The 17,671-nt window shown below is 60.0% G+C and carries 18 protein-coding genes and 1 pseudogene; 11 read left to right on the forward strand and 8 right to left on the reverse strand.

The annotated features are described in order from the left end of the window. Positions 1–60: 60 nt before the first annotated feature. A complete protein-coding gene (locus LMTR13_RS42335) occupies positions 61–381 on the reverse strand; it encodes a hypothetical protein (protein WP_236843339.1) in 321 nt (106 codons plus the stop codon). Between the two features lie 187 nt (positions 382–568). Beyond that, positions 569–859, reverse strand: a complete 291-nt coding sequence (locus LMTR13_RS10340; protein WP_065727777.1) for a carboxymuconolactone decarboxylase family protein — start codon at positions 857–859, stop codon at positions 569–571. Between the two features lie 242 nt (positions 860–1,101). Between LMTR13_RS10340 and LMTR13_RS10345 the strand changes: the two genes are divergently transcribed. Together LMTR13_RS10345 and LMTR13_RS10350 are read left to right on the forward strand one after the other, a co-directional pair. Then, a complete protein-coding gene (locus tag LMTR13_RS10345; RefSeq protein WP_065727778.1) occupies positions 1,102–2,328 on the forward strand; it encodes an acyl-CoA dehydrogenase family protein in 1,227 nt (408 codons plus the stop codon). 10 nt (positions 2,329–2,338) lie between these two features. After that, on the forward strand, positions 2,339–2,893 hold the full coding sequence (locus LMTR13_RS10350) for a flavin reductase family protein (protein ID WP_065727779.1): 555 nt from the start codon (positions 2,339–2,341) through the stop codon (positions 2,891–2,893). Positions 2,894–2,945: 52 nt separating this feature from the next. Here LMTR13_RS10350 and LMTR13_RS10355 read toward each other — a convergent pair whose 3' ends face one another. Both LMTR13_RS10355 and LMTR13_RS10360 read right to left on the reverse strand, forming a co-directional pair. After that, positions 2,946–3,821, reverse strand: coding sequence for a polysaccharide deacetylase family protein (locus LMTR13_RS10355; RefSeq protein ID WP_065727780.1), 876 nt, complete (start codon positions 3,819–3,821; stop codon positions 2,946–2,948). Between the two features lie 18 nt (positions 3,822–3,839). Continuing rightward, a complete protein-coding gene (locus tag LMTR13_RS10360) occupies positions 3,840–4,946 on the reverse strand; it encodes an LLM class flavin-dependent oxidoreductase (protein ID WP_065727781.1) in 1,107 nt (368 codons plus the stop codon). A gap of 173 nt (positions 4,947–5,119) precedes the next feature. On the opposite strand from LMTR13_RS10360, the gene LMTR13_RS10365 reads away from it, so the two are divergent. From LMTR13_RS10365 to LMTR13_RS10400, 8 genes are all read left to right on the forward strand, one after another. Beyond that, entirely contained in the window at positions 5,120–6,001 is an 882-nt protein-coding gene (locus LMTR13_RS10365) for an FAD binding domain-containing protein (RefSeq protein WP_065727782.1), read from the forward strand. Between the two features lie 8 nt (positions 6,002–6,009). After that, on the forward strand, positions 6,010–6,483 hold the full coding sequence (locus LMTR13_RS10370) for a (2Fe-2S)-binding protein (RefSeq protein WP_083218971.1): 474 nt from the start codon (positions 6,010–6,012) through the stop codon (positions 6,481–6,483). Next, the gene (locus tag LMTR13_RS10375) at positions 6,480–8,873 is read left to right on the forward strand and encodes a xanthine dehydrogenase family protein molybdopterin-binding subunit (RefSeq protein WP_065727784.1); all 2,394 of its coding nucleotides are present in this window, start codon (positions 6,480–6,482) and stop codon (positions 8,871–8,873) included. Before LMTR13_RS10370 ends, LMTR13_RS10375 begins: the two co-directional genes overlap by 4 nt. Before the next feature lie 299 nt (positions 8,874–9,172). After that, positions 9,173–10,180 (forward strand): ABC transporter substrate-binding protein, encoded by a 1,008-nt coding sequence (locus LMTR13_RS10380; RefSeq protein ID WP_065727785.1) that lies wholly within the window; start codon positions 9,173–9,175, stop codon positions 10,178–10,180. Between the two features lie 37 nt (positions 10,181–10,217). Further along, positions 10,218–11,033 carry an ABC transporter permease gene (locus LMTR13_RS10385; RefSeq protein ID WP_065727786.1) on the forward strand — a complete coding sequence of 272 codons (816 nt, stop codon included), beginning with the start codon at positions 10,218–10,220 and terminating at the stop codon, positions 11,031–11,033. 4 nt (positions 11,034–11,037) lie between these two features. Beyond that, positions 11,038–11,823 carry an ABC transporter permease gene (locus tag LMTR13_RS10390; protein WP_065732586.1) on the forward strand — a complete coding sequence of 262 codons (786 nt, stop codon included), beginning with the start codon at positions 11,038–11,040 and terminating at the stop codon, positions 11,821–11,823. Beyond that, entirely contained in the window at positions 11,820–12,881 is a 1,062-nt protein-coding gene (locus LMTR13_RS10395) for an ABC transporter ATP-binding protein (protein WP_065727787.1), read from the forward strand. Before LMTR13_RS10390 ends, LMTR13_RS10395 begins: the two co-directional genes overlap by 4 nt. Positions 12,882–12,889: 8 nt before the next feature. Further along, complete coding sequence (locus LMTR13_RS10400) at positions 12,890–13,729, forward strand: phosphodiesterase (RefSeq protein WP_065727788.1); 840 nt, start codon at positions 12,890–12,892, stop codon at positions 13,727–13,729. A gap of 223 nt (positions 13,730–13,952) precedes the next feature. Here the strand turns inward: LMTR13_RS10400 and LMTR13_RS10405 are convergent, their stop codons facing one another. After that, positions 13,953–14,225: a hypothetical protein gene (locus tag LMTR13_RS10405; protein WP_065727789.1), complete on the reverse strand. Its 273-nt coding sequence runs from the start codon at positions 14,223–14,225 to the stop codon at positions 13,953–13,955. A gap of 678 nt (positions 14,226–14,903) precedes the next feature. Between LMTR13_RS10405 and LMTR13_RS10410 the strand changes: the two genes are divergently transcribed. Continuing rightward, a complete protein-coding gene (locus LMTR13_RS10410) occupies positions 14,904–15,638 on the forward strand; it encodes a Crp/Fnr family transcriptional regulator (protein WP_065727790.1) in 735 nt (244 codons plus the stop codon). A gap of 15 nt (positions 15,639–15,653) precedes the next feature. Here the strand turns inward: LMTR13_RS10410 and LMTR13_RS40535 are convergent, their stop codons facing one another. The 3 genes and pseudogenes from LMTR13_RS40535 to LMTR13_RS10425 all read right to left on the reverse strand — a co-directional run bounded on the left by LMTR13_RS40535 (position 15,654) and on the right by LMTR13_RS10425 (position 17,666). Continuing rightward, entirely contained in the window at positions 15,654–15,824 is a 171-nt protein-coding gene (locus LMTR13_RS40535; RefSeq protein WP_156795545.1) for a cyclase family protein, read from the reverse strand. A gap of 85 nt (positions 15,825–15,909) precedes the next feature. Beyond that, positions 15,910–16,272, reverse strand: a pseudogene (locus tag LMTR13_RS43640) (cyclase family protein); the annotation flags it as partial. Between the two features lie 104 nt (positions 16,273–16,376). Next, on the reverse strand, positions 16,377–17,666 hold the full coding sequence (locus LMTR13_RS10425) for a TRAP transporter large permease (RefSeq protein ID WP_065727793.1): 1,290 nt from the start codon (positions 17,664–17,666) through the stop codon (positions 16,377–16,379). Positions 17,667–17,671: the final 5 nt, after the last annotated feature.

The following is a 17,671-nucleotide window of genomic DNA, read 5'->3' on the forward strand; positions in this document are numbered from 1 at the left end:
CCGCGAAGTCTGATCGAAAGGTTCTCGGGTGCGTTCGGCGGCGGCATTTTGGTCGTCGCGCTAGGCTGGGTCGAGCGGCTCGTCGCCGAAATCACTCGCCAGCGCATCCGACGAGGAACCTTCAACGACGTCACTGAACTCAAGACCGCGATTAACGAGTGGATCGAGCATCGAAACCAAAACCCAAAGCCCTTCAGGTGGACCGCCAGCGCCAAATCCATCCTCGCAAAGCACCGCCGAGCCAAAAAAGCGCTCGCCATCGCAAAAACGTGATGCAAATGAATGAGTCAGAACACTAGCGCCGGCGTGGCCGAAGACCGGATACAGCCACCAGATCAGCGGCCCCTTTGCTGATGAACGGTACCAGTCATTCGAACTCATAACGAAACCTCTTCTGGTAACCGAAGAAGAAGAACATGATCATCATCGCGGTGCGGACGACATGGTAGCGAGGTCATCTGCGAGCAGGCCGGACCTGTGCAGCGCGCGGATAAGGGGATCTTGCGCGGCGGTGGCAAGTGTGGCCACCGTCGTGCCCTTCATGAATAGAGGTGACCGACGCGGAAGCTTACGCCACTGCAGGAAGATCGATCTCGGTATCGTTGATGCGGTTGAAGACGTCGGTGAAGACCGTCGTCGCAAAGGCGAGGCTGACGTCGACCAGCTGCGCGTCGCGATTGCCGATGGTCCTGATCGCCGCGAAATCGTCGTCGCTGGTGCCGCTTGTTTCCGCAAGCCGGCGGACCAAGCGGATCAGCGCGTCGCGCTTGCCTTCGCCCGTAGCTTTGTCGTCGCGGATGTTCTTGAGTTCGTCGGGCCTCCGTCCTGCGAGCTTGTCAACGGGCTGTGCGGTGATCACCCACGTGCAGCACGAGGCACGACGGCACCGGTACTCGCCGCTCTGTTCAACGAGCTGCCGCGGGCCTGCTTGCTATCGGAGCTTGCACCATATGGACGATACCAGAGTATCATCCCGTTCACGAAACCGAAGATGAATAGCGAAGTTAGCTTCGGGCCACGATCGGTGCCTTGATCATTAGCGATCAGCCAGTAGACTAACCACGATCTAGGCGCTTAAGCGCGGAGCAGGCGAGGAAATACATGGCTGGAAACGGCGGCAAGCCGGATGCAGGTTCACCCGCGGGGCCGGGTTCGGACGGCTATGCCGCCATGGTTGCGCGTGCCAACGCTCTGATTCCAAAATTGCGCGATCGTGCTGCAAAGACGGAGCAGCTCCGCCGTCTGCCGCCGGAGACCGAACGTGACTTGCATGACGCCGGCTTGTTCCGGGTCGTGCAGCCCAAGCGCGTCGGAGGTGCCGAACTTGACTACGTTGCTCTGGTCGATTGCTCCGACGCGTTGGCGCAGGCGGATGCTTCCGTAGCATGGAACTTCGCCAATCTTGCCAGCCACCACTGGATGCTGGCCATGTTTGACAAGCACGCGCAGGATGCGGTCTGGGGCAGGAGTGCCGATGCGTTGATCGCCTCGTCCTTCATCTTTCCAGCCGGGCGCGCGAGAAAGGCGGAGGGGGGATACGTCTTGCGCGGTCATTGGCCGTTCTCCTCGGGTGTCGAGTCCTGCGACTGGAACATGCTTGCAGGCGTGGTGTCCTCGGACGATGAGGCCGAGGGTATCGAATACCGGATATTCCTGCTCAATCGGAGCGAATACAGGATCAACGACACCTGGAATGCGACGGGGCTGTGCGGTACTGGGTCGAACGATGTATGGGTCGAGGATCGCTTCATTGCGAAGAACATGACCATCGCAGTCAGTGATCTGACCGGCGGACCGACGCCCGGAAGCGCCGTCAATCCAAACGCGCTCTATGCGCTACCGGTATTCTCGCTGTTTCCTTACGTATTGTCGGGCGTCGGTTTGGGCAATGCGCAAGCCTGTCTCAATGACTACATCGAGTTCGCGCGGCATCGCGCCTCGACTTACAATCGGGCCAAACTCAGCGATCTGCAGACGACCCAAATCAAAATCGCGGAGGCCTCCGCCAAGATCGACGCGGCCCGCCTCGTGATGCGTACGAACTGCATCGATGCGATGGCCGAGGCGAGGCGGGGCCATATTCCAGACCTTGCGGTCAAGACGAGGTTGCGGCGGGATGGCGCCTTCGCAGTGAACCTCTGCACCGAAGCGGTCTCGCTGTTGTTCGCGGCAAGTGGCGCACGCAGCCTGTTCACGTCAGGCGCACTGCAGCGGCAATTCCGCGACGCTCACGCCGTGAATTCGCACCTCGCATTCAATTTTGATGCGGCAGGAACCAATTATGGACGCGTGGCGCTTGGCCTGCCGTCCGAAAATCTGACGCTCTGAGGTCTGGCGGATGTCTGATGCAACCAAACATCCGGCCGATCCGGCCAATGAACTTGCCAGCGACAACTCGGCGATCGATCCGCGCGATTTTCGCAATGCGCTCGGCACATTCGCCACCGGCGTCACCATTGTCACGGCAATGGCCGCGGACGGAAAGCCGTATGGCGTGACCTGCAACTCCTTTGCGTCAGTATCGCTCAATCCGCCGCTGGTGTTGTGGAGTCTCGGGATGTTTTCGGCGGGGCTTACGATCTTCCAGAACGCCAGCCATTTTACGGTCAATGTTCTCGGAGCTTCCCAACAAGCACTGGCATCGCAGTTTGCAAAATCGTCGAACGACAAGTTCGCCGGCGTGAACTGGACGCCGGGGCTTGGCAACGCGCCGGTGTTGACCGATTGCGTCGCCAATTTCCAGTGCCGCGCGGCCAATCGATATTATGGCGGCGATCACATCATCTTCCTGGGGGCCGTTGAGGCCTATGCCTATAATCGGCAGGAACCTCTACTGTTTGCGCGCGGTACGTTCGGCCGGTTTATTGCTGGAGATGGCAGCAAATTCTCGTGAGCAATTGCCGAAGCCTGCTTGGCCTTCGACGATCCTGCGCTAGGTCGCAAATCTAGATCTTTGCCATCTGTGCGCGATACCAGTCACCAATCTCGCTGGCTGTCATCAGGGCCACGCCGTCGTGACCGAGGACATAGTCGAGCAACGCCTCCAGATACTTAATGCGGTGTGGCACGCCTGTAATATAGGGGTGAATCGAAATCGCCATGATCCGCGCGTTCGATGCGCCCTCGAGGAAAAGCCGATCGAACTGGTCGGTGCAGCGTTTCAGGAATTGTTCGGAAGAAAGATGCTGCAGCGCGTGAATGACGATGTCGTTGGTTTCGACCGAATAGGGAATCGTCGTGATGGTGCCGTGAGGCGTAGCGATGTCCTGTGGCAGGTCGTCGATTACCCAGTCCGCGACGTACTCGATGCCGCTGAGGCGCAGCAGATCGAGGGTTTCCTCGGTCTCGGTAAGGCCGGGGCTTTCCCACGACCGCGGCGGTTTCCCTGCAAACTTCGAAATTGTCTCGACCGAGCGTTTGATGGCATCCGCCTGGTTCTCGATCTTATGCATCGGCCCCTGCACGAAACCGTGGCCCATGAATTCGAAGCCGGCGTCGAGCGCCGCGGAGGCGACACGCGGGTAGGCGTTGCAAACATTGGCATTGAGCGCCAGTGTCACCGGTATATTGCGGTCGGTCAGCGCCTTGAATTGTCGCCAGAAGCCGGCGCGCATCCCGTATTCATGCCAGGACCAGTTTGGCACGTCGGGCAATAGCGGCTGGCCCATTGGCGGGCTCAGCACGGTGCGAGGCATTGCGTTCTCGATCCGCCACTCCTCGACATTGAGGATGACCCATACCGCGAGTTTCTTGCCGCCGGGAAGCGTGAGCTTCGGCCGGTCGACTTGTGCTTGATAGGGAATGCGATCGCTCAGTGCCACGACAACCCCCCCCGCGGATTATTCGGCGGCCTTGGAACTGCCGGATGCACTGGCATTGATCCTGGGCATGACCTGTTCGGCCATCAAGATCATAGACCGTCGTCCCAGTTCGCGGTCTTTCCAGTCCTTGCCGGCATACAGCAACGTGCCGAATGGCCCGGTCTCTTCCTGAAAAGCCAGCAGTTGATCCGCCACGCTCTCCGGCGTGCCATGAATGATCAGCTTGTCGCAGATCGACTCCAGCGTCACCTCATCGTCGGGCTGATCGCGACGCGTCTTGAACAGTTCGATGCGACCGCCGCGCTTCAACTTGGTGAGCAACGAGCGATAGTAATAGACATAGGGCCCGCTTGGATCGGTAGCATAGGCCTTTGCGGTGGCTGCGTCCTTCGCGACGAACACGCTCTTGGCTACGCGCCAGTTCGCCGAATCTGCGGGGCGGCCGGCGCGTTCACAGCCCTCGACATATTTCGGCCAATGGCTTTTCACCCAGGCCGGCATCAGGAAGTTTGCCGAGATCGGATCCCAGCCGCGCGCGGCGGCTTCCGTCACGCCTTTTGAGAAGGGCGCCACCGCAGTGACCACGATCGGTGGGTGCGGCCGCTGCAGTGGGCGCGGAATGAAGCCCTGGCCGATGTCTTCGATCAGAGTCTTCTGCACCGATATGTTCCAGAATTGGCCTTGCAGATTATAGGGTGGCTCGCTGGCCCAGATCTGAAGCACCTGATTGATCGCCTCCAGGAACATGGCATTCCTGTCCGCCTCGAGATTGCCGAACACTTCCGCGTCCGACAGCAGTCCGCCCGGACTGATGCCGAAGATCAGTCGCCCGTCGAGCATGTGATCGAGCATCGCGATCGAGGCTGCAATCGCCGCCGGATGAGCGTTCGGCATATTTACGGTGCCGGTGCCAAGCTTGATCTTGCTGGTTGCCGCGGCGAGCCATGCAATAAATGCGATGCAGGACGTGATGTTCTCGGCTCTGTCCGTGGTGTGCTCGCCGACATAGCCCTCGCTGAACCCGAGCTCATCGGCCAGCAGGAAAGCTTCACGGTCTTCCTTGAGTGAAAGCTGCCAATCCTTGTCGACGGGATGGATCGGCATCGTAAAGAACCCAAGCTTCATGGTCCGCTCTTCCCCAAGGCAACCTTTTTTGTTTGGCACAGAACGTGCGTCGTTCGTCGCTCGAAAACAAGCTCAAAGTCGAAATAATCATCCGAACAAACTTGACCTTTGGCGGCCTCGGCCGTCTAATCCCGCGAAAATACGAATAGTTGGCCGGGGAGGTCACGCCAAGAATGAAAGCCTCGGCTTTCGCTTACGCCCGCGTAACCAGCGTCGCAAATGCGCTGGATTTGCTGGCTGCCCATGGCGAACGGGCCAAGGTATTGTCGGGCGGCCAGAGCTTGCTGCCGGCCATGAATCTGCGCCTGGTCGCACCGGAACTCATTGTCGATATTGGCGAGCTGGCCGAGTTGCGCGGGGTAGCGGTGAAGGGAGAGGTCCTCACCATCGGCGCGCTGACACGTCACGCCGATCTCTTGAAGTTTCCCGAAATAGCAGCCCAAGCTCCTTTGCTCACAGACGCGGTCGCGCATGTTGCCCATCCCGCGATCCGCAACCGCGGCACCATCGGGGGAAGCCTTGCACACGCAGATCCAGCTTCCGAACTGCCGGCCTGCATGCTGACGCTTGGCGCTACGATCATTGCTCGCGGGCCGAGTGGCGAGCGTCGGATTTCGGCAAGCGAGTTTTTTGCCGGGATCTACGAAACCGCGCTTAGGCCGCAGGAGCTGCTGGTCGCCGTCGAGTTACCTGTGACCCCAACAAGCTCGACGCATTACTTTCATGAGTTCGTCCGTCGGCATGGCGATTACGCCATCGTCGGCCTCGCAGCGCAGGCCTCCGTCAAGGATGGGCGCTTCACCGATCTTCGCCTTGGCTTCTTCGCCGTCGGCGATCGTCCGCTGCTGGCCAACTCTGCCGGCAAACTGATTGATGTCGCTATAACGTCGGCGATGTTGTCCGAAGCGTGTTCGGCGTTGGATGAAGAGCTCAGCCCGCTGGAAGATCAGCAAGCAACGCCCGCCATGCGTCGACGTTTGGCAAAGGCCTTGCTTGTACGTTGCGTGTCCTACTTGCTCTCACGCCCTGATCTCCGCGCAGGAGTGCCTGCGTGACGACTGCGATGTCAATTTCGCTCATTGTCAATGGAGAGCGTGTAGAAGCGGATGTGCAACCGCGGTTAAATCTGGCGGACTTCCTGCGAGAGCATCTCAAGCTGACCGGCACACACGTCGGTTGCGAGCATGGAGTTTGCGGCGCATGCACGATCCGCGTCAATGGCGACATCGTCCGCTCCTGCCTGATGCTCGCGGTTCAGACGCACAACGCAACGGTCGAGACGATCGAGGGACTGTCCGACAGCGGCGAGATTGCCGATTTGCAGTCTGCATTCAAGGAACGTAATGCGCTGCAATGCGGCTTCTGTACTCCGGGAATGTTGATGGCGGCGCAGGATCTGCTGAAGCAATCGCCGTTTCCGGATCGAGAACAGATCCGAGAGCACCTTTCCGGCAACTATTGCCGCTGTACTGGCTACCAGGCCATCGTTGACGCGATCGAGACCACAGCGCGGGCACGCGCCGGACGCTTGTCATGACATCAGTGCAGGAAAAATCTGAAACGCTTTCTGCGCTGGACCGTCCGAACTCTTATATCGGCAAGACAGTGCCGCGGCCGAACCTCGACCGGCTGATGCAGGGGCGCGGGCTCTATGTCAGCGACATCGAGCTGCCGCGCATGGCGCATGTCGTTTTTCTGCGCTCGCCGCACGCGCATGCGAAGATCAATGGCATCGATGCTTCGGCGGCCAAACGGATGCCGGGAGTGATTGCCGTCGTTTCAGGCAAGGAACTCTCGACAGTCATCACGCCGTGGATTGGCGTGCTCTCGCATTTGAAGGGCCTCAAATCCGCCCCGCAAAGTGCTATCGCGGTTGACCGCGTGTGCTGGCAGGGTGAGGCGGTTGCGGCCGTGGTGGCGAGCGATCGCGCTCAGGCCGAGGACGCCGCAGAGCAAGTCTTGGTTGAATATGAAGAACAGCACGCCGTAACGGATATGCGTGCCGCGCTCAATCCGGCAACGCCGGTGATCCACGCCTCCCTCGGCGACAATCTGGCCTTCGAACGCAATCACGACGCGGGTGACGTCGATCAGGCCTTTGCCGAATCCGACGAGGTGATCGAAGCAGAGTTTATCTTTGGACGGCACACCGGCGTGACGCTGGAGCCCCGTGCAGTGGTAGCAGACTGGAACGTCGCGGAAGCGAGACTCACGATCTATCAAGGCACGCAGGCGCCGCATATGGTGCAAAATATCGCGGCGCTTCATCTCGGTTTGAAGGAATCGCAGGTCCGCGTGATCTGCAAGGACGTCGGCGGCTCTTTCGGCATCAAGGTCCACATCTATGCCGACGAGATGGCGACCTACGCACTGTCCAAACTCCTGCGGCGTCCAGTCAAATTCGTCGCCGACCGGGTCGAGAGCTTCAATACCGACATTCATGCCCGTGACCATCGCTGCAAAGGAAAGATCGGCGTCAAGCGCGATGGCACCATCATGGCATTTGAAATCGATGATCTCACCGGCATTGGGCCTTATTCGATGTACCCGCGCACCAGCGCGATCGAGGCCAATCAGGTCGTCAATCTCGTCGGCGGGCCTTATGTGACCAGGAATTACCGTGCCCGAGCCCGCGTCGTGTTCCAGAACAAGAACGTGATGTGCCAGTACCGGGCCGTTGGCCATCCGATTGCCTGCTCGGTGACGGAAGGCCTGGTCGATCTGGCGGCGATGAAGATCGGGATGGACCCAGTCGAGATCCGCCGCCGCAATCTGATTGCCGATGACGCATATCCTTGTGCCTCGCCGTCAGGTCTGCGCTTCGAGCAATTGTCGCACCATGCAGCGCTTGCCAAGCTCATCGGGATGATGGACTACGACGCGCTGCGCGCGGAACAGGCGGCCTTGCGGCCAAGGAATATTCATCGTGGCATCGGCATCGCCAGCTTCATTGAGGTCACCAATCCCAGCGCGGCGTTTTATGGTGTAGGTGGTGCGAAGATATCCTCGCAGGACGGTGTGGCGGTGCGGCTCGACGCGCAGGGGTCCGTGATCTGCCATACAAGCATCACCGAGCAGGGGCAGGGGTCGGAATCGCTTACCGCACAGATTGTTGGAAGCGTGCTTGGCGTCTCCATGGATCGCGTCCGCGTGATCCTGGGCGACACGGACAATACGCCGTATGGCGGGGGCACCTGGGCCTCGCGGGGTGCCGGCATTGGCGGAGAGGCTGCACTGCAGGCCACCAAGGTCCTACGCAAGAACATACTCGACGTCGCTGCCGCTATCCTCCAGTCGACGCCGGGCGAGCTCGACATCGTCAACAACGCGGTAGTGAACGTCGCCGACGGCGCGCCGCGAATCGCGCTGAACGAGCTCGCGCGAATTGTCTATTTCCGCCCCGACACGATGCCGCCGGGCATTCAGCCCGAACTGATGGCGACCAGACACTTTGTCCCGCGCGAATATCCTTTCGCCTTCACCAATGGTGTTCAGGCCTCGTGGCTGGAGGTCGATATCGAGACCGGCTTTGTGAAGCTGCTGAAGCACTGGGTCGTCGAGGATTGCGGCACGATTATCAACCCGCAACTGGTCGATGAGCAGATCAGGGGCGGCGTGGTGCAGGGGCTTGGCGCCGCGCTGTTCGAGAAATGCGTGTACGACGAACGTGGCCAGCTCACCAACGCCAATATGGCCGATTATCTGGTCCCGATGTCCGGTGAGATGCCGGATATCGATGTCGGACATGTAGTCTCGCCAACGCTGGAATCGGAGCTTGGAGCCAAGGGGGCCGGGGAAGCCGGCACGGCTGGCGCGGCAGCCGCTGTGACCAATGCGGTTAACGACGCGCTGAGACCGTTTGGGAAAATCATCACTGAGATCCCCCTGACGCCTCAGGTCATTCTGACCGCCTTGGGACGCATCTAATGGGACCGCGATAAGATCGATCAAGAAGAACAAGGCGCCCGTGGACCGGACGCAGCGCACCGTGGCGCCTGCCGCTGTTGAAGACGCAGGGCATCCTCACGCCTGGAGGTTGATACACGAGTCTTTCCTCTCGCGCCGGATGCTACGGAAATCGCCGGCCAACGAAATTGCAGAATGCTAGCGTCGCGTAGGTTTGCTGCGCAGTAAAAATGCTGTGTCGCAAAACCTTCATACGAGGCCTATACTGCACACCGGCTGGTGATGAGATCGTCAATTGCCGCCCTAAACTGGAGCGCCCCATGAAGACCGTCCGTTTTGTTCTTGCCTTGCTCGCGCTGTCGCTGATCGCGCCCTGGCAGTCCGCCAAAGCGGCCGACGTCATCTGCTACAATTGTCCGCCGGAATGGGCGGATTGGGCTTCCATGCTCAAGGCCATCAAAGCCGATCTCAACTACGATATCCCGCACGACAACAAGAATTCCGGTCAGGCGCTGGCTCAGATCCTCGCCGAGAAAAACAATCCAGTCGGCGATATCGGTTATTTCGGCGTGACCTTTGGCATGAAAGCCAAGGCACAGGATGCGCTGGAGCCTTACAAGCCGGCGAAATGGGATCAGGTGCCTGCCGGCCTGAAGGATGCCGACGGCAACTGGACCACGATTCATTCCGGCACGCTTGGCCTGTTCGTGAACAAGGACGCGCTCGGCGGCAAGCCGGTGCCGGCCTGCTGGAAAGATCTACTGAAGCCCGACTATAAAGGCATGGTCGGTTATCTCGATCCGTCGTCGGCCGCGGTCGGGTATGTCGGTGCGGTCGCGATCAATCTGGCGCTCGGCGGTTCCGAAGCGAACTTCGATCCCGCGATCAATTTCTTCAAGGACTTGCGGAAGAACGACCCGATCGTTCCCAAGCAGACTTCCTACGCCCGCGTTGTCTCGGGCGAGATGCCGATTCTATTCGACTACGATTTCAACGCCTATCGTGCGAAATACTCTGAAAAGGGCAACTTTGAATTCGTAATTCCTTGCGAGGGAACGGTGGTGTTTCCTTACGTCGTCGGCCTCGTCAAGGGCGCGCCCCACAAGGACAAGGCCAAGAAGGTGCTGGACTATCTGTTGTCCGACAAGGGGCAGGCGATCTGGACCAACGCCTACCTCCGCCCCGCGCGGCCGATCGACCTGCCCGAGGCGGTAAAGAAGAAATTCCTGCCTGACAGCGAGTATGCGCGCGCCAAGAACGTCGACTGGGGCCAGATGGAAAACATGCAAAAAGGCTTTGTCGACCGCTATCTCGCCGAGGTTCGCTGAGGCAATATGGCGCCTCTCGCCGGGGCGCTATCATCTGATGTCACATAGGACTTTCGTCTGGTTGTGCCTGCTGCCGCTTACGGTGGCGACAGTTGCATTTTTCTTGTTGCCAATGGCGCGGCTCGTTGTAACCGGGGCAGGCGGACCGCAGGGGCTCGCGGGATATCTCGCGATCCTGACCGAGCCGCGTTACCGCGCGACCCTCATCAACACGGTCCTGCTCGCCGCCGCGACCACCGTCGTGACCCTTATCGTTGCGACGATTGCGGGGATGTTCCTGCAGCGGCATCGTTTTCCCGGCCGCTCTGTCCTGATCGCGATGCTGACCTTTCCACTGGCTTTTCCCGGTGTGGTGGTCGGCTTCATGATCATTCTGCTTGCGGGGAGGCAAGGGCTGATCGGCGATTTTTCCAACCGCGTGTTTGGCGAGAAGCTGGTCTTCGCCTACTCGATCTACGGACTGTTTCTCGGATATCTTTATTTCTCCATCCCGCGCGTCATCCTCACCATCATGGCCGCGGTGCAGAAACTTGATACTGGCCTCGAAGAAGCCGCGCGTTCGCTTGGCGCGAGCCCCTGGGCCGTGCAGCGCGATGTCGTTCTGCCGGCGCTGGCACCGGCCTTCGTTGCCTCCGGCGCCATTGCGTTTGCGACCGCGATGGGGGCGTTCGGAACGGCGTTTACACTGGCAACGAATATCGACGTGCTGCCGATGCTGATTTATACCGAATTCACGCTCGCTGCGAATTTCTCTATCTCGGCCGCGTTGTCCGTCGGGCTTGGCATCGTCACCTGGTTCATTCTCGCGCTTGCCCGTTCCTTCAGCGGAAGCGCTGTTGCGGCAGCCGGATGAGACCATGCGCGATCGCCTGATTTTCACCGGCCAGTTCATCTTCACCCTGCTGGTGGCCGGATTTCTGGTAGTGCCCGCGATCCTGTCGATCTCCGCCGGTGTCACCGTGAACTATTTTCGCGGCATCCAGTCCGGCGTAACCCTGCAATGGGTCGTGCAGGTGTGGGAGCTCTATGCCGGGACCATCCTGCTTTCATTCGTGGTCGCATTTGCCACTCTTGCGGTAACGCTCGCGGCGGGCGTTCCGGCCGCCTACGCCCTGCATGTGCGGGGAGGGCGCCTGGCGCGGATCGTCGAGGAGATCATCACCTTGCCACTGGCGATCCCTGGCCTTGCCATCGCGCTTGCTCTGCTCCTGACCTACGGGGGCTTCGGCGATTTTCGTCGCTCCTGGCTATTCATTCTCGTAGGGCATGTCATCTTTACCATGCCCTTTATGGTGCGATCGGTCATGGCCGTGTTCGCGACGGTCGACATCAAGACGCTGGACGAGGGCGCGGCATCGCTAGGCGCATCGCCGTGGCGGCGCTTCCGCGACGTGATCGTCCCCAATGCTCTGCCCGGTATATTGGCGGGCAGCCTGATGGTGGTGACGCTGTCGCTCGGTGAATTCAACCTGACCTGGATGCTGCACACGCCATTGACCAAGACGTTGCCGATCGGGCTCGCTGACAGCTATGCCTCGATGCGGCTGGAAGTGGCCTCGGCCTATACGTTGATTTTCTTCGTGATGATCATTCCGTTGCTGGTCGCCATGCAATTGTTTGCCGAGAAGGAACAGAAGCGATGAGTGCGCAGGCCGGACACGGCGCCTCGGTGCATATCGAGGCCTGCGGCAAAACGTTTGCTGACGGTACCCGTGCCCTCGAACCCGCAACGCTCGAGATTGCCCGTGGTGAAACGCTGGTGCTGCTCGGCCCCTCCGGTTGCGGCAAGACCACCATGCTTCGCATCATCGCGGGGCTCGAAGTGCCCGATACCGGCGGAAGGGTACTGTTCGACGGCAAGGACATCACGGCGGTGCCGATCGAGCGGCGCAACGTCGGCATGGTGTTTCAGTCCTATGCGCTTTTCCCCAATATGACCGTGTGCGATAATATCGGCTATGGGTTGAAGATCCGCGGCGTATCGGAAAAGGAGCGGGCGGCGCGCATTGCCGAACTGGTGGCGCTGACCAATATCTCCGGGCTGGAGAACCGACGCATCGACCAGCTTTCAGGCGGCCAGCGGCAGCGCGTGGCGCTGGCGCGCGCGGTAGCGATCCGGCCGGGCATCCTGTTGCTCGACGAACCGCTGACGGCACTCGATGCCGCCCTGCGCGACCGGCTGCGCGGTGAGCTGAATCGCCTGCTGCGCGCGCTCGGCATCACCACGATTTACGTGACGCACGACCAGTCCGAGGCCATGGAGCTCGGCGACCGTATCGTGGTGATGGAGAAGGGGACGATTGCCCAGATCGGCACGCCACGCGAGATCTATTTCACGCCGAAAAGTCGCTTTGTTGCCGAATTCATTGGTGCAGCGAATATCGTCGAAGCGGCCATCGAGAATGGTTACCTGGTATTGCCGGGCGGGCGGCAGCCGATTGACGGCGATGCAAATATACCGGCCGCCGTAGCGATGATTCGCCCCGAGACCATACGCGTGGTTGAAGCCGGAAGTGCGCCGCTTTCAGGCGTCATCGACAGCGTCAGCTTCATTGGTGACAGGCAACGGCTGGTCGTCCGTGGAGCGTCCAACAGGTTGCTCACCGTCGACGCGCCGAATACGGTTCAAGCCAGGCCCGGCGAACGGATCGGATTGTCGATTTCGCCGGACGCCGTCCGCCTGTTGCCGTCCGAGAATTGAGAAAGTCGATGTCGTCAAAGCCGGTTCATATTGCCCAGATCTCGGACCTGCATATCAAGCCGCCGGGATCGCTTGCCTATGGCAGGGTCGATACAGCGAAGGCGCTCGAGCGCTGCATTGTGGTACTGAACCAATTCGACCCCGCGCCCGATTTTGTAGTGATCTCCGGCGATCTAGCGGATACGCCGACAGCCGAGGAGTATCAGTATCTCAAACGGCTGCTGGCGCCGCTCAAGCTTTCGTTCGCCGGCATTCCCGGCAATCACGACTCGCGCGAGTTGATGCGTGCTGCGTTCCCTTCCGCTTCCTATGCCTTCGTATCCGGGCCGCTCAACCAGAAGATCGAGATTGCGGCGCTCGATCTGCTGTTGCTGGATTCAAGCGTGCACCAAAAGCCGCATGGCGAACTCGATGGGCCCAGTTTGCAATGGCTTGACCGGATGCTGGCTTCGTCGCCCGACCGGCCAGCGCTGCTGTTCCTGCACCATCCGCCGTTCAAGGCGGGCATTTGGCACATGGATCGTCAGAATCTCGTCAACGCAAGCGAACTCGCGCCCATCGTGCGCCGTCATCCCCGCGTGCAATTGATCGCAACCGGACATGTCCACCGTGCGGCGCTGACCATGTTTGCGGGCGTGCCGACTACGATCTGTCCCGCCCCGAATCATGCCGTCGATCTCGATCTGGCCGAATTGCGTGAGCCTTCCTTCAAGGTGGAGCCGCCAGCCTTCCACCTCCATAGCTGGTTTCCGGGCGAGGGATTCGGCACTGTCGTTTCCCATCAAGTCCCGATAGGCACTTTCGACGGCCCGCACCCGTTTTTTGGACCGGACGGGAAGCTGTTATAGCCGCTCGGCATTCCTCGGCCGGACCGATTGCATAAGCTGAAGATCGGGCGCCGTCTTCCCCAAATGACGGCTGCAATCCCGGCGGCAGTTCAACGGAAGAGCTGCGCGCCATGACGGGCGATCGGCTCGCGAAGTATGAGCGCGTGATCAGGGAAACGGGAATCGCCAAGGAATAGTTGCCGACCGATGCGCCACGGCGCCAGCGCCGGCAGCCTATTCGTAATCAATAGCAGGCGTAACGGCGGCCGTTGCGGCCGACATAGTAGTCTGCGCCCATTGCACAGGGACCGGCTCCCCACGCATAAGCTCCGCGAATCTGGTTACGCATCTGGTAGTCGCCCGTGTAGGGACTGTTAGGTCCCTTGTTCTGGCAATTTGCGTTCGGATAGAATTGTGCACAGTAGCCGGGATTGTAGATCACCTCCTGTGCGGCTGCCGGCGCTGCGGCCGCCGCGGAAAGCAGGGCTGCCGCGCCCAGTAACGCCAATTTCTTCATGAGTATTCTCCTCAAGGGCTGATCAAATCGCGCCGGCTCGAGCGTGTTCGGGCCGGTGCGCAGCTTGGTTCTCGACAGTTAGTTCGAGCCGTTAGTGCGACGTGTGCGAGGAAAGGTTCATCAGGGGATAAGCGCTGTGCCCCACGGCTAGGCTTGCGCGCTCGTTAGTTGCCTGCCGGCTCGCTAGGCTGCTTGCGTCGAGCTTCATAAGCTTCTTATTTCTTCTATGGTACTCGCCCTCGGCGTAGGCACGACGACAAAATGGTCGGAACATGCATTGGCGCTGGCCTAGAAGGCACGCGCACGTCGTGTAAACGTTTGTTTCTTGTTTGCTGGGGGCGACTATTTTTTGCTGCGATCGGACTCGGAGTGGCGTTTTCGAAGATCGATCGCAGGTCTCTTTCACACATGTCGAAAAAGTTGTCTCGGCGCCATCCGGCTATTTCTACGCGACGGGTTGCTATCGTATTCGCCGGCGGATGCTGCAGCAGCAGCGCCGAGACTCGACTTTTTATACTATCTTGTTGCAGGTTCCACGGTTATTGGAGCGTTAACGCTCGGCATCGTCTTCGCCTTCCGGCCGCCAAATCGACGCGTTTTGATGCTTTCCGGTTGAAAAGCTGGCCCGCGTTGATTACGGAAGGGCTGCAATCCCGTGTTCCCTGGAGTTTGACTGTCGTGCCTCAACGAAGGACGGGTGAAGCTCACGAATTTTCGAACGGCAAACTGTCGGTGCTGCGCAAGCATCCTTTTTTTGCCGACCTCGAGCCCGAGGCGTTCGAGCAGCTCTGCCGCTATGCCAAACATTCCACGTTGAAGCGGGGCGCCACGCTGTTCTCCAAGGGGGACCCCGGCAACAGCCTTTACGCGGTGATTTCGGGTACGGTGAAGATGAGTATTTCCTCGCCCGATGGTCGCAGCGCGATCCTGAACATTATCGAGCCTGGAGAAATCTTCGGCGAAATCGCACTGCTCGACGGCGGGGCTCGCTCGGCCGACGCCATCGCAAACTCCAATTGCGAGCTGTTCGTCATCGACAGGCGCGAATTCATCCCCTTCGTAAAGGAGCAGCCGGGGCTGGCGATGAAGTTCATCGAGTTGCTCTGCGGGCGGTTGCGGTGGACCAGCGATCAGGTCGAGCAGATTATCCTGCAGAATTTGCCCGGGCGGCTCGCCAGCGCATTGCTGCGCCTGTCCGAAAAACACAAACCTGCACAGCAGGGTCGAACCATCGCGATCACCCAGCAGGAGATCAGCGAGATGGTTGGCATGACCCGGGAGAGCATCAACAAGCAGTTGCGCGCCTGGGCGACCCGCGATTGGGTACGCCTCGAGCATGGTGCCATCGTTGTGTTGAATGCCGAGATGCTTCGTGAGCTGGCCGAAGCGGGATCCGGAAGCGAGGGCGAATAGGCCTTTCATTTTCCTTTACAGGTTGAACACCGCAACCGCGCGGATCGGCGACGCTGTCCCGCCGCGCCACTTCATCGGCAGGCCGATGAAGGTGAACTGGCCAAGCCCCAACAGCACTTCGAGATTGCACAGGCTCTCGATGTGGGTGATGTCGAGGTCGAGGCAGGGCCTTGTGGACGAGGGCATTCACCTTGCCCTCGGGTCCCGGCCGCATCGAGTCTATGCCGAAATGAACGACGCCTTGCTCAGCTAGCCACTCGGTGGCGGCGACGTTCACGCCGGAATTGTCGGTCGAATATTCCTTGTGGGGGAATGTCCGTTCGTGGTGACCGGTGCAGAGCAGGACGGTGCCGCCCCTCGGCACCGGCACGCCGGCCTTCGCCACCGCCGCCTTGAGATCGGCAGGCGTAATTTCGGCGCGCGGTGCAATGTGGCGCAGGTCGACGCAGATGCCCGGCACGATGCATTTCTCCAGCGGATATTCATCGATTGATATGCTGCTCGTGCCGAAATGCCGGGGCGCGTCGATGTGGGTGCCGGCGTGATCCACCATGGAGATGAACATCGAAGCCAGCCCGTGCACATTGCCCGATTCGGCGAAGGATTCTTCGTGGGTCTTCCAGACGCCATGCATGACGGAAGGGTGGCCCGGATAGCTTGGCGTGCGGTGATAGAGCTCTCGGCTGAGGTCGACGATCTTCACGTAAAAACTCCCCGCCGCGAGCTGCGGCGCCTGAACTAGAACCCGAACATCCTCGGCAGCGCCAGCGACAGCCAGGGCACATAGGTCACGATCATCAGCACCGCAAACATCACGTAGTAGAACGGCCAGATGCCGCGCATCACCTCATCGACCGAAACCTTGCCGATGGCGCACCCGACGAACAGCGTCGTCCCTACCGGCGGCGTCAGCAGGCCAATGCCGAGATTAAGCAGCATGACGATGCCGAAATGCACGGGATCGATGCCGAAGCTCTTCACCACCGGCAGCAGGATAGGGGTGCAGATCAGCACCAGTGGCGCAAGATCAAGCGCCGTTCCCAGGACCAGCAGCATGATGTTCAACCACATCAGCAACACGTATTTGTTGCTGGAGATTGCGACAAAGAACTCTGTCATTTTCGCTGGCATCTGCATCAGGGCGGCGACATAGCCGAAGCACGATGCGGTTGCGACCAGCGTCAGAACCATCGCCACGGTTTGCAGCGTCTTGTAGACCAGTAGCGGCAGTTCAGACCATTTGTAGTCGCGATAGATGAACATGGTGACGAAGAATGCCCAGACGCACGCGATCGCGCCCGCCTCGATCGGCGTGAAGACGCCGGTCAGGATGCCGCCCAGTACGATGGCCAGAGTTACGATTCCCCACATGGCATCGCCGAGCATCTTCACGGCCTGGCGGATCGGCACAGGCTCCCCCTTGGGATGCTTGTCGCGATAGGCGTAGAAGAGGCAGAGCACCATCAGCGAAAAGCCGAGCAGTAGGCCAGGGAGCACGCCGGCAAGGAAAAGGCTGGTAATCGACACCACACCGCCTGTCGCCAGCGAATAAATCACGGAATTATGGCTCGGCGGGACGATGATCGCCTGTAGCGAAGCACTGATGGTCACGTTGGTTGCGAAGACCCGCGGATAGCCCTTCGCCGCCATTTGCGGGATCATCACCGATCCGATTGCGGAGGTATCGGCGACCGACGATCCGGAGATGCCGCTCATGATCGTGGTCGCAAGGATATTAACCTGAGAAAGTCCGCCCCGTATGCGGGTAAACCCGACAACCACGGCTGCAAAATCGACCAGCCGTCTGGCCATGCCGCCTTCGGCCATGATGGCGCCGGCCAGCACGAAGAAGGGGATGGTCAGCATCGAGACCTTGCCGACGCCGCTGGCCAACTGCTGCATGACTGCGCCAATCGGCAAATCGATCCAGAGCGCGCCGACCAGCGATGATAGCGCCATCGCATAGGCGATGGGCATGCCGATCGCGAAGAAGAAGCACATGCTGAGAAGCAGAACGGCGATATCCATGGCAA

Origin of the sequence: Bradyrhizobium icense, from assembly GCF_001693385.1 — a bacterium.
GTDB classification, from domain to species: Bacteria; Pseudomonadota; Alphaproteobacteria; order Rhizobiales; family Xanthobacteraceae; genus Bradyrhizobium; species Bradyrhizobium icense.